Here is a 16,138-nt window from a genome sequence, read left to right on the forward strand (position 1 = left end):
GCCTATGAGCAATATTGATTTTCGTCGTATCAAGCAACTATGGATGTTTCTCGCTGTCGCGGAAGAGGAACACTTTGGCCGCGCGGCGCTGCGTCTGGGGATGTCGCAACCGCCACTAACGGAACAAATCAAGCTCCTGGAGCACGGGCTGAAACTCCAGCTCTTCGAGCGTTCACGGCGCGGGACCCGCCTGAGTCCAGCCGGATCCGCACTACTGCCCGCGGTACGCCAGTTCGCCGACCAGCTCAGCCAGTTGGACAGAACCATCGATGAAATAGCCGCAGGCCACTCGGCGGTATTGAATATCGGGGCAATAACCTCGGCCATGCTGGAGACCTTGCCCCCGTTGCTGGAGGAACTTAAGCGCGCCACGCCTGGGCTAACGATATTTATTCGGGAAATCGATAGCGTTGATGCGATCCCCGCGCTGGAGAATGGTGAACTGGACCTGGCTTTCGTGCGTCTGGAAAGTGAGGTGGGAGGCCATATCATTACTTTGCCGCTGGAAGAGTCACGCCTGGCCGTCGCACTACCGACCGATCATCCGCTGGCCTCACAGCATCGCGTCAGCCTGCGCGCATTGGCAAAGGAACCGATGATAATGTCAGCACGCCAGGTCAGCCCGGCCTGGTTTGATCTACTCACCTCGCTATGCCGAACCCACGGTTTCACTCCCCGCATCCTGCATGAGGTTCGCTCGGTCAGTTCGCAGATTGCGTTTGTCAGCTGCGGCCAGGGTATCGCGCTGGTTCCCGCTTCCACCCGCAAACTGGCACCGGCTAATGTGGTGATAAAAACGCTGGAAGAGAAGCAGATGGTTGTTACCGCTGCGGCGGCGTGGAACAGCAAGCGACACCACCCGCTGGTTGATTCGACCATTGCTTTGTTGAAAACGCGCTACGCTTAAGCCACCTCCAACTTCTGCAGTAAACGCAGGATCTCAGCAATACCTTTGCTGATAATTTTATCCTGCCGCATGATTATGCCTAACTGACGATACAGCAGCGGAGCCAGTGATTGAACATTTAAGCCAATACGATCCTGCGGATGCTCCACCGCCATTCGCGGCACAATGCTGAACCCTAGCCCTGCACGCACCATACGCTTAATCGCCTCAATGCTGCCTAACTGCATCACTGGCGCAATTGCCCGACCATCAGCCAGGAACCAACCGTTAATCAAATCCCGGGTTCCGCTGCCCGATTCAAATGCAATTAACGGCAGAGTTTGCAGAACCTCCGGCGTAACTGCTGGCGGTAACGCCTCCTGATTACTGGCAAAAATACAGACAAATTCTTCATCCATAACTGGCGTCACCGCCAGGTTACGCCCGGTTGCCGGGAGCGTAACCAACCCTAAATCAAGCCGATTTTCTTCGACGGCCCGCACAATATCCAGCGTATTACCGGTGGTCACGCCGACGGTCAGCAGAGGATGTCGCTCGCGTAGCGTTAGCAACAGCGAAGGCAAAAGATGAATACAGGCGGTTGCTCCGGTACCCAGCGTTATCGAGCCGCTAACTTCACGATTGAACTCGCTCACCGATTGCACCGCCGCGTTCACCGCCTGTTCAATCTGCTCGCTGTGCGCCAGCAAGGCAATTCCGGCCGCCGTCGCCTTAATACCGCGCCCGGTTCGTTCAATCAATCGCGTCTGTAGAAACTGCTCCAGCTGACGCACCTGCAGGCTTACCGCAGGCTGCGACAATCCAAGCACGTCAGCAGCGGCGGAAAAGCTCCCACGCTGTACCACCAGGCGAAACGTCGCCAGATTTCCCAGGTTGAGCGTCATCATCACAAAGTTTCTCTTATAGGGGTCATAAACGAAGTGGCCTGCCTGCACAATGGCTTGCAGGGTATGCTGCCGACAACAGCGTAACAGAATGGAAGATGATGAAAACACCTGAAAAATCACTCTCCGCGCCAGGCTTTGTCACCCTTGCCGCCGGATGCAATCAACTGATCAACTGGGGGATATCGTTTTATATGCCCGGGACTTTTGCCAGAGCTATTGCCCTGGACACCAACTGGGCCGCAACGCAAATCTACCTGGGCCTGACTATTGCGATGTTGATGATGGCGCTAACCTCTCCTTTTATCGCCCGACTACTGGCCCACTTTGGCGGCCAACGGGTGGTTATCTCCGGCACGTTGATGATCTCAACGAGTTGCCTCATCATGGCAAACATTCACGACCTGACGAGCTGGTTCGCCGCCTGGATATTGACAGGTATCGGCATGCGACTGGCGCTGTACGACACGATGTTCGCTGCGCTGGTGAATCTTTACGGACAGCGTGCCAGGCTCACTATCTCACGCGTGACTCTGGCCGGAGGATTGGCCTCGGCTCTTTTCTGGCCATTCGGAACATGGCTACTGACGCAGATGGACTGGCGGCATGCTCTGCAGATCTACGCCCTTTTTGGTCTGGTTAGTGCCGTGCTGTTGTGGACTATGCCGAATCATAAACTCCCCTCGCCAATACGGAAAAAACCACACAATCCGATTTCCCGCCACGATCGGCGCCCGGCTCTGCTGTATGCATCTCTCATTGCGCTGGTCACCTTTGTCTCCAACGGCACTTCAACACACTTACCGGAGTTTATTGCCAGCTACGGACTTCCTGTTGCTGTGGGAATGCTGTGGGGGATTGGGCAAACCGGTGCGCGCTTTCTTGAAGTGGCATCCGGTTCAGCATTAACGCCATTGAGGCTAACACTATTGACCACTATGCTGATGCCGCTCTGCTTTGCACTTGGCCTGAGCGGACCTTATTTGTCCTGGGCGGCCGGTGGGTTCGTACTGGGCTATGGCGCAATCAACGGTTTGACAACCGTATTTAAAGCCACGCTGCCGTTACAGCTTTTTGCCGCCGAGGATTACGCCCATCGCACTGGCATTCTGTTAATTCCCGCGCAGCTGTTAGCAGCCATATCGCCGTTTGCCTATGCGTGGCTTAATCATCATCTTGGAATTCAGGGAAGCTTAACGGTTTCCGCTGCGCTGGCGCTGATGGTGGCAGGGTTGGCAATACTGATTGTGCTTAATCAACACTGGAATGACCGAAAATAGTTGAGCAAAGCGTCGGCTATGGGGAGTTATTCTGGCTGGTATGTACATGATATCGGAGTGTCTATTCAATCAACAGTCTTGCCATATCGATACTCCCCATAACAAAATAAATATATAAAAAAGCACTATTTAATGCGGGTGAATATATTATTAATTTCCACCCCCATTACGCAGGAGTTTTTAATTATATTAAAAAACAATTCTGAATCATAGCATCTCATTAGAGAATAAAAAATATTAAATAGCTAAAAATAATCAACAGGCAATGTTACATAAAGTAAAATAATCTGATTTTTTCCCAATCGTTAGTCTCCACTCTGATAGGAAAAGAAAATAAATCCTTTTATAACAACTATTTAAGATCACAATCATTATTTCTGTTTTTTATTACTCACCACCGTCATCTTTAAACCTATAGTACATATATTTCTTTTTTGATACTTTACGCCAATTGGTGATTAAGTCCAGGAGGACACATTGAAAAAGCTTTCTATTACTATAATTGTACTCTCAACACTCTTCTTACAAGGGTGTACAAAGTCAATTAAAAAAAGCCCTGAAAAGTTGAGTGAACAACCGCCAAAAATGTTGAAATTTCAGCGTTGTATCACTGATGCTAAAACTTTATCCCAGTTAGATAATAAATATGAAAAAGACACCAAGGAACTATATGCCTTAGTCAATAATGCGAAATTTTATGCATCGATAGCAGATGAGTCTTCTACAAACGTGAGCTCAACCATAACTCCATTTTTTGACTATAAATTAAACGAGATCTGTAATGGTTTATCTATCATGTTAATTGAAGAGTTTCAAAAAAATACTATCACAGCCATTAGCAAAGACAGGCCCTGAGAAAGGATTTTTAATTTCACATGATAAGATTGAAAAAACTAACAATAGCTTCATTATTGATCTGCATTGCACTAAACAAAACAGCATCAGCTGAAGATAGTGAATTCATTAATGCGATTAAAAACCTCAACTTACAAAGCGTTGATATGAACGACCCCGTAGAATCAGCGGGTAATCTATCGCAAAAAAATAAAAATGAAGATATTGAAAATAATAAGTTAGAACAAAAAAATAAAAAACTTCAATTAAAATATGAAAAATTATTAGGCTCGTACAATGAGATGATATTGAAAGGTGAGTCTGAAAGTGCAGAAGCGCCGAAAAAAATGATCTCCACTCTCACTACTGAAAGGGATAAGCTAAACTCCGAAGCGACGGCTCTGCGTAAACAGCTTGCCGATGTTTCCTCAGAACTTGCTTCTTTACGTAAGCACAAAGAACAGTCCATCGCCACTCAGAAGAATGAGTTAAGCACCCTCGGCCAGGAAAACGCTCGTCTGGTTGCTGAAGCTGAAGTCACCCGCAAACAGCTCGCCGAAGCGACCTCACAGCTGGCAGACCTGCGCAAACAGAGTGAGTTCTCCGTCGCCAGTCAGAAAAAAGAGCTGGGCACTCTAACTCAGGAAAATACCCGTCTGGCCAGCGAATCAGAAACGACGCGTAAACAACTTGCCGAGGCCGCCTCGCAGCTGGCAGATCTGCGTAAACAGAGTGAACTCTCCGTCGCCAGTCAGAAAAAAGAGCTGAGCATCCTAACTCAGGAAAATACCCGCCTGGCCAGCGAATCAGAAACGACGCGTAAACAACTTGCCGATGCCATCTCACAGCTAGCTGACCTCCGCAAACAGAGTGAACTCTCCATCGCCAGTCAGAAAAAAGATCTGGAGACTCTCACTCAGGAAAATACCCGCCTGGTCAGAGAATCCGAGACTGCGCGGATACAACTTAGCGATACCACCGCTAAGATGACAAAACTTGAGCAAAACGCGAAACAGTCTGAAATTTCAAAAAATGATTTATTGAAGACAGCCAAAGGGAAAAATTCTTACTCTTTAGGTGTTTTTTATTATGATAAAATTAATGCCGAATTTGAAAAGATCATTAAAAACAACATTGAATTGACTCCTTCTATGATGATTGCTGGTGTAAATGATGCATTCAGCAAATCACTCAAAATGAAGAAAGATGACATAATGGAAAATGTTATAAAAATAGATCGAATCGTTCAAAGCGTTAATAGCGACTATGCAAAAAAAATACTTAAAGTAATCAGTAAAAAGAAATATGAGGTACTGTCGAATGGCTCATTTTTAGTGACTGACAAGTCAAGCTCAAAAAAATACAATGAAAATGAGATCGTAAAATTCGATATGTTAGAGAAAACCCTAAATGGCAAACCTATACTTAACACAATGAATACCAAGGTTAACTTTAACCAAATTACTGATCCATTACTCAGAAAGGTTATCTCGGATGGCGGCAAGGGAGGTATTGTGACTCTTTATGGAAAAGCAGATGTTTTATATAAAAACATCCCAGAAAATATCCCAGAGGATAGTCTAATCTCTATAAGCTTTATATTAAAGTAGGCACATCTGATGGTAAAGTAATCTTTGATAGGCCACAAGACCATAAGAAATAAATTTTTATTAGTTATATGATATAAACGGCTGGGCAAGTTTATCTACTATCCCTGACCAGCCGTTTGATATTTTCATCGTCAACTATATTTTCGCACCAGCATTTATTAACTATAGTTAAACTAATTGGTACTAAGCCTAAATATTTTCCGCTAACGCTCCTCAGCCATTGCATTAATTTACTTTCACGTCAATATATTCTACACTAGTGTTTCAAACAAAATAGCAATGGCATATTCCCACTGGCGATGATATAATTCTCTTTTAATGAATAAATATAAAAAAACGAACTTACTCCTTCTTTGATGAGTACATCTGAAAAAAATTTACCAAGTATGTTTGAGTTATTTAACTGTTTAGATGAAATTGAGACATTGAGTGAATTAAAATTATATGAAAAATTATTCTTTTCAACTTCAAAGTAAGTTCTCAATTTAAAAAAAGACACTTTTTCCTGGCTGTCAGAAATACGACCATCAATCATCAGCATACCATGCTCACCATTAATAACAAGACTACCTTTAGAAACCAAAAAATATCCATCGCTGGATGCCGAATACTCAGCATCACATCTAAAATGCTGGTCATTATAGTTAATATAAAAAAGCGCCAGTACAGGAATGATTAGTACTGCAATAAGCGCAATAATAATTAAATTTTTACTATTTTTTAAATACATTTCCGCCTCTCAAGGTCATAGCCCCACATTTTACAGGCACCGAATTAATGACTCTATCACACGAAATAACCGAGATATTTGGAGAATACGGCAGTATCGTAACATAAATATACGATCGGTAATGACATTTCAAAAACGAAAAATTCAAGTCAGATAATCGAGATTTATCATTTTGTGGGGATAGAAAAAAATTACACGTACTCCCAGGGATTAAAATAGGGCCTCTATATCCTTCAAAGAAAGCGTACCCTCTTGTTTTCACTGTATAGATTTCGAAAGTTAACATCCCAGAAAAAATAACAGCAATAATTATAAAGGTCATCAGCTTTAGACGAACAAGCTTTCCTTTTATATTATTCAGTAACTCGCTAGTGTGTCTATCCTCGCTTGCCTTGCTCATTTCCTTCTCTGGATGAACATCTGGAAAATCTTGCATTTTTGCTAAAACAGATACTGCAGGGTTAAGTCTGAAACCTTTCCGAGTTTCAGTAAGAATGTAATCAGTTTCATTTGCACATATCTCTCTAAATGCACGGCGAGTGACAGATATGCTCTGATACAAAGTATTAGGGGAGGGAATAACCCCACTACCTTGCCAAGCATATTCATACAGCTCGCTTTGCAATACCAAAGTCTTCCTTAAGATCAGCAATTCCAGACATCGGGCTGCAGGTCCTGTTAATTGCACTCTTTTACTGTCATCAGATATATCAGATAAAAGATTTTTTTCTGGCCAGAAGACGACAGAGTCATTTAACACATATATATTTTGCATACAAATCACCAACATCAATAAATCAACATTTAAACAATATGATTACAACATTCTCAACAAATCTTATATTATACATATAAAACCTTCACTAAGATTATATAAGATAAAATCACACACTCCACACAGGGTCATAACATATTGATTTGAAATGAATTTTCAAAAACACGATGAACTTTAAAAAATTATTCATTTTTTTTATTTATGAATCAGATTGTTAGATTAAATAGGCTTAATTTTCCCATCAAGGCACCTATAATTGATTCACGCCAAAAATGAGGTATAAAAATATCTTACCTGGGTATTAACTACTCAGTATCTAAAGAAGGGTTTAGCTAATGAAGTAAAAATCATTTTGTAGATATAAAAACCAGAAAACACAAGAAAACCAGGCTTTAAATCTGTAAATTAAAGGTTATGAAGTCGTTAATCATCATATATATGTCTGATTGATTAAACAATTTTAGTATATAAAATGCCACAGCATTGATAAGGCAAATGCCAAAGGAGATCATTTTCGATGACGCAGAACCCAGGAAGATTAGATCATCACCTTTATGGGTATTGCATTGGGGACAATCTTGAGTTTCGGATTTCACCTGCCTTATTAGTAAATACACTGACAGGCATTAGTATTCGGCTGCGACCAACCATGGCCCGACTGCTTTCTTACATCTTAAATCACTCAAATGAAAAAATGATCGAAGATGAAAAAATTATGCGTGATGTTTTTGAGAACTATGGGTTGAAATGTAATAAGCAGCGACTATGGCAGGCAATTAACTCCTTAAAAAAAACCTTAGTAAAATGTGGGTTTAGCCGTTTTATTATATACCGCGTAAATAACAATGGCTTTTTAGTTTCTAACGTCAGAATTGGTATGTTGTTATGCTACTCACTAAACAGTAATCATATAGAGAAGTCTGAAACTAAAAAAAAACACGAGAATGATTTTTAGTATCCAGAAATAAACACAAAAAACTCAACGAGAATTGCCACAATAGGATCTATTGAAGGCCGGATTTTCGCTTAGCTATTTTCTCTAAGAGAAACACAGTACTCATGATGCTGGGACGATGTATTTCGTCGAAATCATGTAAAACCAAAAGTAATCAATTAAGGATAATGTAATGAAAAAGTCAGTTGTTAGTACCTCAATTTTTGCTGTGTTCGCCCTTGCTGCATTTTCTACTCAGGCTGCTTCGACGGGAACCATTACTTTTAACGGTGAACTGACCGACACAACCTGCGAAGTGGACATCAACGGACAGGGCTCTGATGCCACCGTCATCCTGCCGACCGTCGGCGTGAACCAGCTGACCGCCAGCGGCGACACCACCGGCCGTACTTCCTTCAACATGAATATCTCCGACTGCGTCATCGGCACCGAAGGCGGTCACTCTAAAGTTGCGGCGTTCTTCCAGCCGGGTAACACCGTTGACCTGAGCACTGGTCATCTGAAAAACGTTGGCGGCAGCGCCACTAACGTTGACCTGCGCCTGCTGGATGCGTCCAACAGCTATGCACCGATTAACGTCGGTAACACCGACCAGGTTAACGGCATGGCTTATGTCGATATCAATGCCGATGGTACCGCACTGCTGCCGTATGCCGTTGAGTACTTCGCCAATGCCCAGACCACGCCGGGCACCGTCACCAGCAGCGTCGTTTATAACCTGCAGTACAAGTAATAAGGAATTTCAGGGGGAGTCACTCCCCCTGTCACTCAGGAGCACCTCAATGATACCATCAACCATTATCCGGAAACTCTCAAAATTAGCCTGTATCGCGGCGGCAGCTGTGGTATGGCAATCCCACGCCAGCGTTATTGTTAACGGGACGCGTGTGATATACAACGGACAGGAAAAGGAAGTGTCTGTCCGGCTCACCAATACCGGCACGCTTCCGGTTCTGGTTCAGAGCTGGATCGATGATGGTGATATGAATGCAAAGCCCGATCGTATCCGTGCGCCTTTTACCCTGACGCCACCAATTAACCGTATTAATGCGGATAAAAGCCAGACCCTCAGGCTCAATTATACCGGTTCACCAGCCCTGCCACAAAATAAGGAATCTGTGTACTGGCTGAATCTGCTGGAAGTACCGGCAGCCAAAAAAGATGACAGCGTCAATAAACTGAATGTTGCTTTCCGTACGCGCATAAAGCTTTTTTACCGGCCCGCTGGTCTCGCCGATAAAGCGAAAGTGACCGAAGCAGCGGAAAAAATCAGGTGGTCCGTCTCCGGCGGAAAACTGACGGCCACCAATTCATCGCCCTATTTTATTTCGCTGGTCTCGGTGTCCTTTAAAAATGCGGGCAGCAGTGGCTCCATTGAAGGGGAAATGGTCCCGCCGATGGGCAGCTATACCTTTAATTTGCCAGCATCAGTACGCGCCGGTGCGGGCTCATTATTAACGTATGAATATGTGAATGACTGGGGTGCACTCAGGAAAGTCGAATACACGTTATAAGCCATTTATATATTTTTTACCGCTTCAGTTTTGAGGGAATAAAATTATGCGTCTTCATTTTGGATATTCATTGATTGCCATCGCGGTGATGGCGGCCATTATGGCCCCGCAGCAGGTCGTTGCAACACCGCTGTCTCAGTCTCCCGTGAATGAAGACAATCTTACTTTTGACCCTGTTTTTCTGAACACCTCCGGTGAGGAAAAGATTGACTTATCACGCTTTGAGAATGGCGGTTCTGCCACGCCGGGAACCTGGTCAACGGATATTTTTGTGAACGGTGAATCCGTCACCCAAGGACCGGTTTTATTTGCCGAGCAGGCGGACAAAAAAGTGCGTCCCTGTATTACTGCTGATTTGATTAAAAATCTGAATTTAAATTTCGATAAAGTCCCGGCGTCATTTAGCGCAGTGCTCAGGGAAAACCGTCAGTGCTACAGTCTTGAAGAATTATTACCCGGAGTCAGCATCATCTATGACTCCTCCACCCAGCGGCTGGATTTTGAAATCCCGCAGGCGTTGCTGCGTAATACTGCCCGGGGGTATGTTAGTCCGGCGTTATGGGATACCGGCATTCCGGCCGCCTTACTGGGCTATAACGCCAGCACTTATACCACCCGCTCACACGGAAGAGATTACACCTCATCCTATATTGGCCTTAATGGCGGGCTGAACATTGGCGGCTGGTACTTCAGGCACGATGGTAACTACAGCCGGCAGCAGGGCAATGGCGGCCAGTATCAGTCCATCAATAATTATGTCCAGAGAGATATCTCGTCCATCCTTGGCCGTGTTCTGCTGGGCGAAACCTCCACCGGTGGACAGCTTTTTGACACGCTGCCCTTTCGCGGCGTTGAGCTGGTCAGCGACGACAGGATGTTGCCGCAGTCCCGCCGGGGATATGCGCCGGATATCCGGGGTATCGCGCGTACCAACGCCAGAGTCACCGTACGCCAGAACGACCGCATTATCTATGAAACCACCGTGCCGCCCGGGGCCTTCGTGATTGAAGATTTGTACCCCACCGGTTATGGCGGCAACCTGGACGTCAAGGTGACGGAAGCCGATGGCAGCGTGCAGAGCTTCCAGGTGCCTTACGCTTCGGTGACCCAGCTTTTGCGTCCCGGGGCTCACCGCTATGACGTGGTGGCTGGACGGCTGAACGACCCCAGTCTTTCCTTTGACCCGACGCTGTATCAGGCGACCTATCAGCGTGGACTGTCGAATATCCTGACCGGCTACGCCGGTATTCAGGGAAGCGGCGCTGCGTATTATGCGGTGCAGTTAGGCATGGCTATCAGTACGGCGATAGGTGCGTTCTCTGTCGATGTCACCCAGGCGCGCGTGCACCTGAATACCACTGAGGAAACGGCGAACAGCGGCCAGAGCTACCAGATCAGCTACAGCAAGTATCTGCCGGATACGGACAGTAACCTGACTATCGCTGCGTACCGGTTCTCGACGTCGGGTTATTACGATTTCCAGACCGCAATGCGCGCGATTGATGAAGAGAAACGCGGCGGCCTGGCTTCCGGCATATGGCGCCCTAAAAACCGGCTGAATATTACCATGAACCAGGGGCTGGGCCCCGGATGGGGACAGGTGTATGTCACCGGTTATACGCAGGATTACTGGAACAATAACAAATCCGATATCCAGTACCAGATGGGGTACAGCAATAACCTCGGCCGGGTGAACTATAACCTCAGCGCCGGGCGCGTCAGAAACTACAGCGGGAAAATGGAAAATAACTTTCTGCTGAACATTTCCACCCCGCTGGGTGGATACGATAAGAAGCATGTGCCAATGCTGACCGCCAGTCTGAACAAAAGCGGCAACGGCCGCATGGGTGAACAGCTGGGCCTTTCCGGCACCTACGGGGAGGACAACCAGTATAACTACGGTCTGACGGCCGCCAATTATAACCAGGGCACCGGCAGCAGCATGACCGCAAGCGGCGGCTGGCGGACGCCTTACAGCCATCTGACGGCCAGCTATGGCACCGGTCAGCATTACCAGAACACCAGCCTGGCGGCCAGCGGGACGGTGATCGCCTGGCAGAATGGCGTGGTGGCCACGCCTTATACGGGTGATACCTTTGCCGTTGTCGAGGCTAAGGATGCAAAAGGCGCCAAAGTCGGCGGCTATCCGGGGCTGAAAATTGACGGCTTCGGGCACGCCGCTATTCCGTACCTGACGCCGTATGAAATGAACGAAGTCAGTATCGATCCGAAAGGGCTGTCACAGGATATTGAACTCAGCAATACCACCGAGAAAGTCGCTCCGCACTGGGGAGCGGTCAGTAAGGTTGTCTTTAATACCCGTAAAGGGATACCGCTGCTGATTAACGCGCAGAATGCGAAAGGTGAACCGTTACCGTTCGGTGCAGAGGTATTTGATGCCGCAGGCGCTAATGTTGGCAGCGTCGGGCAGATGGGGCAGATATATGCGTTAACGGAAGCCGCTTCCGGCCAACTGACTGTGAAGTGGGGCAGCCAGCCTGGTGAGCAGTGTAAAATGACTTATCGGGTTAAGGATGAGGCGCAGTCAGGTTTCAGAAAGTTGGCCGAAATATGCAAATAAAAGAAATTAAAAACTAGCACGACTTTTTACGTTTTATTTTCAGGGCGTCTGATTCTTTCGTTCGCCATGAATGTTCGTCATTTTAATTTCCGGAAATAGATAATACTATGCAAAAAAGCACTTTCTCTCAGCATACTGACGTCACTATTCTGACCCTAAACGTCTATCTTGAACACGCCTTAACTTCGTTAGTGGCGGAGTACTCAGGGCCTGATAATGATATTCACCCACCCCTCCAAGAAGAATCTTTCGTGAAAGATGCGTCCGTATTCAAGGTCGCATTAATTGACGTCGAATACATTTACACCCAAAGGGATGCCTGGTATAAAATATACAAATCCATCATCAGCGCGGATTATTATGCGTTTATTTCGTTAACCGATCTGAACTTTTTCCGACTCCCGTCCCTGTCCGTTCGGGGGCCTGTCAGTAAAATAAAGAAAAGTCTGCTACAGCTTGTTAGAAACTCCCAACAGAAGAAACACGACTTAACAAGAAACAACCCGTTATCATCCCTGAGCTATTCTGAAAAGGAGATTTTTTTCTTTTTAATCTCCGGGTACAGCATCAATGATATGTTCTTATGTCTTGGTAAGAGTCGGAAAACAATATATCAGTCAAGAACCAGCCTGATGAAGAAAATGAAGTTGGGCAACAAAAAGGATTTGCATATGATGCTGAAATTTTGTGAATTTATTGAATACTACACGTTCAAGGAAAGCACCCGTGCAACAGGAGACAGTGCATACGTGGTTAAAAACCAGACGCTGCCGTTATTCGCACATGCTGTTGAAAATAAAATGTACTGATAACACTGAGGTTTTCACATGAAACTGTCACGCAATCTGACCCAATTCACTAAAACAAAAAAAGGCACGATACACTATTTGTTTATCGGTCTAGCCTGCTTGTTCTCGTCACAGGCTCAGGCGCTTAATTGTGAATTTTCGAAACTTTTTACCGATAACGTTTCAATTCCTGTCGTTGGTCTCGGAATATCCACCGCTGGTGAAGACGTGCCAGTAGGGAAGGTACTATATAGTCAACGATATTTTATTTCTCCTAAAACGACATCTTTCGAATGCACAGTTGGTACAGAGGACTTAGGTAATACACCATATACAATGAACGCCTACGCAACAGTAGCGGTTGTTAGCACGCCTTCAGGCCCAGCAAATCGTGTTGATGGAAAAGATGTATTTCCGACTAACGTTCCCGGGATTGGCGCAATTATTTATACATCAGGTTCAAATATAGAGGTCAGCACTTTTCCTGATACCTGGGAACGTACATTTTCGATAAATTATGGTACGACGTCACAAGGTTTAGGCCAATTAAGTATTGTCAAGATAGAACTTATAAAAACAGGGCCTATCCAAGCAGGGACACAGCAAGTCCAGGGGGCCTCATTACCTTCATTTCAGTTTACCTCTGGCTCAAACTCCCCTATTCCCATGAGCAATGTTTTTGTCAATCTTAATTTCGTGGGCTCCACAACGGTGCATACAAAAACCTGTCAGTTGGCAACGTCAAATATTGATGTGAATCTTGGCAACCATGCGGTCGGCGATTTTACCAGCCCGGGAACGGTTACCGAATGGAAAGATTTTGATATCATCCTGCAAGGCTGCCCACCTTTTTATGGTTATGGTAACTATAACTATAACGAAAACACGGGCAGACTTACCGGCTCCAATGCCGAAAACGTTATCTCCATCGGATTTCAAAGCGCCAACGGCGTTATTGAAGGCAACCCTTCACTGGCCAAACTGGATGGCGGTATCAATGCGGCCACCGGGGTCGGCATTGAATTATCGCAAAGAAATATATCTGGCAGTATACCGCTGGATGGTTCCGGTGGGTTTAATCTACCCAATCTTTTGCAGGAAGATAACGCCACCTATATCATTCCGCTCAAAGCTCGCTATGTGCAGTCTGATACAAACGTCACAGCAGGGCCCGCAAACGGCTCTGTCGTTTTTACGATCACCTATCTGTGACTGCGGGTTTATAGAATACCGTCATTTTATATGTCAATGAATTGATTGACTGGCTTATTAAACATCCGGCCTGTCTGACCGGCGGGCTGAAAAGGGAGAAATATACGATGCCCCGAAGCATATTTTACAGCCATATTGCCGTAGCGATAGTTGCATTTTCTATGGTGTCCTCGGCTTTCGCGGATATCGTCATCACCGGTACGCGCTTCGTCTATCAGGAAAAAGAACGCGAAGTGACGGTAAAAATTGATAATGTCGGCGAGAAACCCGCACTGGCACAGGTATGGATAGATGCGGGCGATCCCAATGCCACGCCGGAGACGGCCAAAGCGCCCTTTACGATCACCCCTCCGATTAACCGCATCAACGGAGGGAAAGGCCAGACGCTGCGCATGATTTATACCGGAGAATCATTGCCCGCTAATAAAGAGTCTTTATTCTGGCTAAACGTGCTGGAAATTCCGGCGACGAAAAAAGACAATAAAAACCAGCTGAAAATGGCGGTTCGTTCAAGAATTAAAATTTTTTACCGTCCTCAGGGATTAACCGGCAGCGCTAACCAGGCTGGAAAATCAATCATCTGGAAAAAGGTCAACGGTGGAGTTGAAGGATCTAATCCCACGCCATACTTTGTCTCATTGGCTAATATCACTGAGGATAAAGATGGGAAAATTGTCGTGGCCAATGGAGGCATGATTGCTCCAGGAGAAAAGAGCGTTTTTCCCATGAAGAAGCACCTTGAGACGATTTATCCATCCTATATTAGTGATGAAGGAGCTATTAATTCCTTAGCACAGCAGGTCATCCCCTAATATTAAGGCCTGTTATGGCTCACCAGTGACCAGCAAAAATGCACGCTTATCTTCTAGCTTCACGAGTACATCCCTTTCCAACTCCATAAAAAATGCCATCAATGACGTAAAAATCATTAATGGCATTATTTCATTCAATTAAATCAATGTGTTAAATAAAATTCATTCCCACTCTATTATTGATTATCAAAAAAAATCGTTATTTGACAGTATATTGCGCACAAAAATCCTTCAGATACCATTAAAAATGCCATGCGACATATTCAAGGTCAACCAAGATTCCAAGATCCGCCACGATACTGGAATGCGCCATCTATGATGCCAGCCAGCCACACCGCCACAGTCGCAGTCTTGAACCCACCGAACTGAACCACCTGCTCGCCCTCGGTCTCCAACATCGCTACCGGTAACTCAGGCAGCATACCTGTACCGATTCCACCAGGCGGAAACACGTTGCCGAAGTCACGCTTTAGCAGAAGTCGCGATGTGGCCTTTCCCAAGGTCAGAAATGTCTCTTTGCGGACCAGCCAGTAAGATTCAACACCCGAGGCAGCATATCGCTCCTGCCGACGAGTGAAGTCGCGCAGATGCTGGTAAGAGCGTTGCAACTCGATCACGATGGTGCGACCCGAAACCGAGAAGAGAACATCGGCCTCCCACTTGTCCCCGCTCGTAGATCGGCCCGGCACCTCGTCACGACTCTCGATGCCCATGCTTGTTAAAGCGGCCATCACTGCTGCCTTGCCTGCCTTGTGCCACTTCGTTTCCGGTGCGGTATCGCACTCATCCGAAAGATGGGCGAAGAAGGCCAAGCCGTTAATGCTTGTCTTGAGGACCGCTGGCGCCTTGCAGCAAGGCATCATGAAGTCACCTAGCTGTGCCACCTGTTTCAAGGCCTCCCACTCAATGCCCGGAATGGAAGCGGCATCTACCGGCACGCCGTCGCGCCTCCAAGCCACTTGCGTCATGGTTGCCTCGTCGCAAAAGTCAGAGTTGCAAAGTCTTCCCCAAACGCCTCGACTACCTGTCGCAGCAGAATGGAAAGCTCTGCCGGGTCACCGCCGCGGCGAACCTCGACCAGCAGTTCAGATGCGTAGTCTGGGCTGGCACGGAAAAGCTCAGCCATAGCCTCACTATGTAATCTGTCTTTCATTGATGGTGCCCTCCGCTCTGGTAGCGCAAACGGTCGAACGATAATTCAGAACGCCCACAGGCGTTGTTTTGGATTGCGCAATCCAAAACAGCAACGGCGATCC

The 16,138-nt window shown here is 46.3% G+C and carries 16 protein-coding genes; 11 read left to right on the forward strand and 5 right to left on the reverse strand.

All coding sequences use genetic code 11. The features are described from left to right. The first annotated feature begins 4 nt into the window (after positions 1–4). Positions 5–907, forward strand: coding sequence for a LysR substrate-binding domain-containing protein (locus HV127_RS28390; protein WP_182207534.1), 903 nt, complete (start codon positions 5–7; stop codon positions 905–907). Here HV127_RS28390 and HV127_RS28395 read toward each other — a convergent pair. Beyond that, positions 904–1,794, reverse strand: a complete 891-nt coding sequence (locus HV127_RS28395; RefSeq protein WP_182240312.1) for a LysR family transcriptional regulator — start codon at positions 1,792–1,794, stop codon at positions 904–906. The genes HV127_RS28390 and HV127_RS28395 overlap by 4 nt on opposite strands. Before the next feature lie 98 nt (positions 1,795–1,892). On the opposite strand from HV127_RS28395, the gene HV127_RS28400 reads away from it, so the two are divergent. The 3 genes from HV127_RS28400 (at position 1,893) to HV127_RS28410 (ending at position 5,515) form a co-directional block, all read left to right on the forward strand. Beyond that, the gene (locus tag HV127_RS28400) at positions 1,893–3,071 is read left to right on the forward strand and encodes an MFS transporter (protein WP_182240879.1); all 1,179 of its coding nucleotides are present in this window, start codon (positions 1,893–1,895) and stop codon (positions 3,069–3,071) included. 477 nt (positions 3,072–3,548) lie between these two features. Continuing rightward, complete coding sequence (locus tag HV127_RS28405; RefSeq protein ID WP_182240314.1) at positions 3,549–3,926, forward strand: hypothetical protein; 378 nt, start codon at positions 3,549–3,551, stop codon at positions 3,924–3,926. A 20-nt stretch (positions 3,927–3,946) separates the two neighbouring features. Next, positions 3,947–5,515 (forward strand): hypothetical protein, encoded by a 1,569-nt coding sequence (locus HV127_RS28410; RefSeq protein WP_182240316.1) that lies wholly within the window; start codon positions 3,947–3,949, stop codon positions 5,513–5,515. A 256-nt stretch (positions 5,516–5,771) separates the two neighbouring features. Here HV127_RS28410 and HV127_RS28415 read toward each other — a convergent pair whose 3' ends face one another. Together HV127_RS28415 and HV127_RS28420 are read right to left on the reverse strand one after the other, a co-directional pair. After that, positions 5,772–6,245: a hypothetical protein gene (locus HV127_RS28415; RefSeq protein ID WP_182240317.1), complete on the reverse strand. Its 474-nt coding sequence runs from the start codon at positions 6,243–6,245 to the stop codon at positions 5,772–5,774. Continuing rightward, on the reverse strand, positions 6,229–7,020 hold the full coding sequence (locus HV127_RS28420) for a winged helix-turn-helix domain-containing protein (protein WP_182240319.1): 792 nt from the start codon (positions 7,018–7,020) through the stop codon (positions 6,229–6,231). Before HV127_RS28420 ends, HV127_RS28415 begins: the two co-directional genes overlap by 17 nt. Positions 7,021–7,537: 517 nt before the next feature. Here HV127_RS28420 and HV127_RS28425 point away from each other — a divergent pair. The 7 genes from HV127_RS28425 (at position 7,538) to HV127_RS28455 (ending at position 14,882) form a co-directional block, all read left to right on the forward strand. Beyond that, on the forward strand, positions 7,538–7,975 hold the full coding sequence (locus HV127_RS28425) for a hypothetical protein (RefSeq protein ID WP_182240321.1): 438 nt from the start codon (positions 7,538–7,540) through the stop codon (positions 7,973–7,975). Between the two features lie 172 nt (positions 7,976–8,147). After that, on the forward strand, positions 8,148–8,708 hold the full coding sequence (locus HV127_RS28430) for a fimbrial protein (protein ID WP_182240323.1): 561 nt from the start codon (positions 8,148–8,150) through the stop codon (positions 8,706–8,708). A 49-nt stretch (positions 8,709–8,757) separates the two neighbouring features. After that, positions 8,758–9,489 carry a fimbria/pilus periplasmic chaperone gene (locus HV127_RS28435; protein WP_182240325.1) on the forward strand — a complete coding sequence of 244 codons (732 nt, stop codon included), beginning with the start codon at positions 8,758–8,760 and terminating at the stop codon, positions 9,487–9,489. A 46-nt stretch (positions 9,490–9,535) separates the two neighbouring features. Next, positions 9,536–12,070 (forward strand): fimbria/pilus outer membrane usher protein, encoded by a 2,535-nt coding sequence (locus HV127_RS28440; RefSeq protein WP_182240327.1) that lies wholly within the window; start codon positions 9,536–9,538, stop codon positions 12,068–12,070. Positions 12,071–12,177: 107 nt separating this feature from the next. Then, positions 12,178–12,879, forward strand: a complete 702-nt coding sequence (locus tag HV127_RS28445; protein WP_182240329.1) for a hypothetical protein — start codon at positions 12,178–12,180, stop codon at positions 12,877–12,879. An 18-nt stretch (positions 12,880–12,897) separates the two neighbouring features. Next, the gene (locus HV127_RS28450) at positions 12,898–14,070 is read left to right on the forward strand and encodes a fimbrial protein (protein WP_182240331.1); all 1,173 of its coding nucleotides are present in this window, start codon (positions 12,898–12,900) and stop codon (positions 14,068–14,070) included. A 41-nt stretch (positions 14,071–14,111) separates the two neighbouring features. After that, a complete protein-coding gene (locus HV127_RS28455; protein ID WP_228727513.1) occupies positions 14,112–14,882 on the forward strand; it encodes a fimbria/pilus periplasmic chaperone in 771 nt (256 codons plus the stop codon). A gap of 269 nt (positions 14,883–15,151) precedes the next feature. Here HV127_RS28455 and HV127_RS28460 read toward each other — a convergent pair whose 3' ends face one another. Then, complete coding sequence (locus HV127_RS28460) at positions 15,152–15,850, reverse strand: competence protein CoiA family protein (RefSeq protein WP_122350183.1); 699 nt, start codon at positions 15,848–15,850, stop codon at positions 15,152–15,154. Further along, on the reverse strand, positions 15,847–16,035 hold the full coding sequence (locus tag HV127_RS31865; RefSeq protein ID WP_113771100.1) for a hypothetical protein: 189 nt from the start codon (positions 16,033–16,035) through the stop codon (positions 15,847–15,849). The genes HV127_RS28460 and HV127_RS31865 overlap by 4 nt, the downstream gene beginning before the upstream one ends. Positions 16,036–16,138 lie beyond the last annotated feature (103 nt).

This window comes from Klebsiella sp. RHBSTW-00215 (assembly GCF_014103785.1).
Taxonomy (GTDB): domain Bacteria; phylum Pseudomonadota; class Gammaproteobacteria; order Enterobacterales; family Enterobacteriaceae; genus Klebsiella.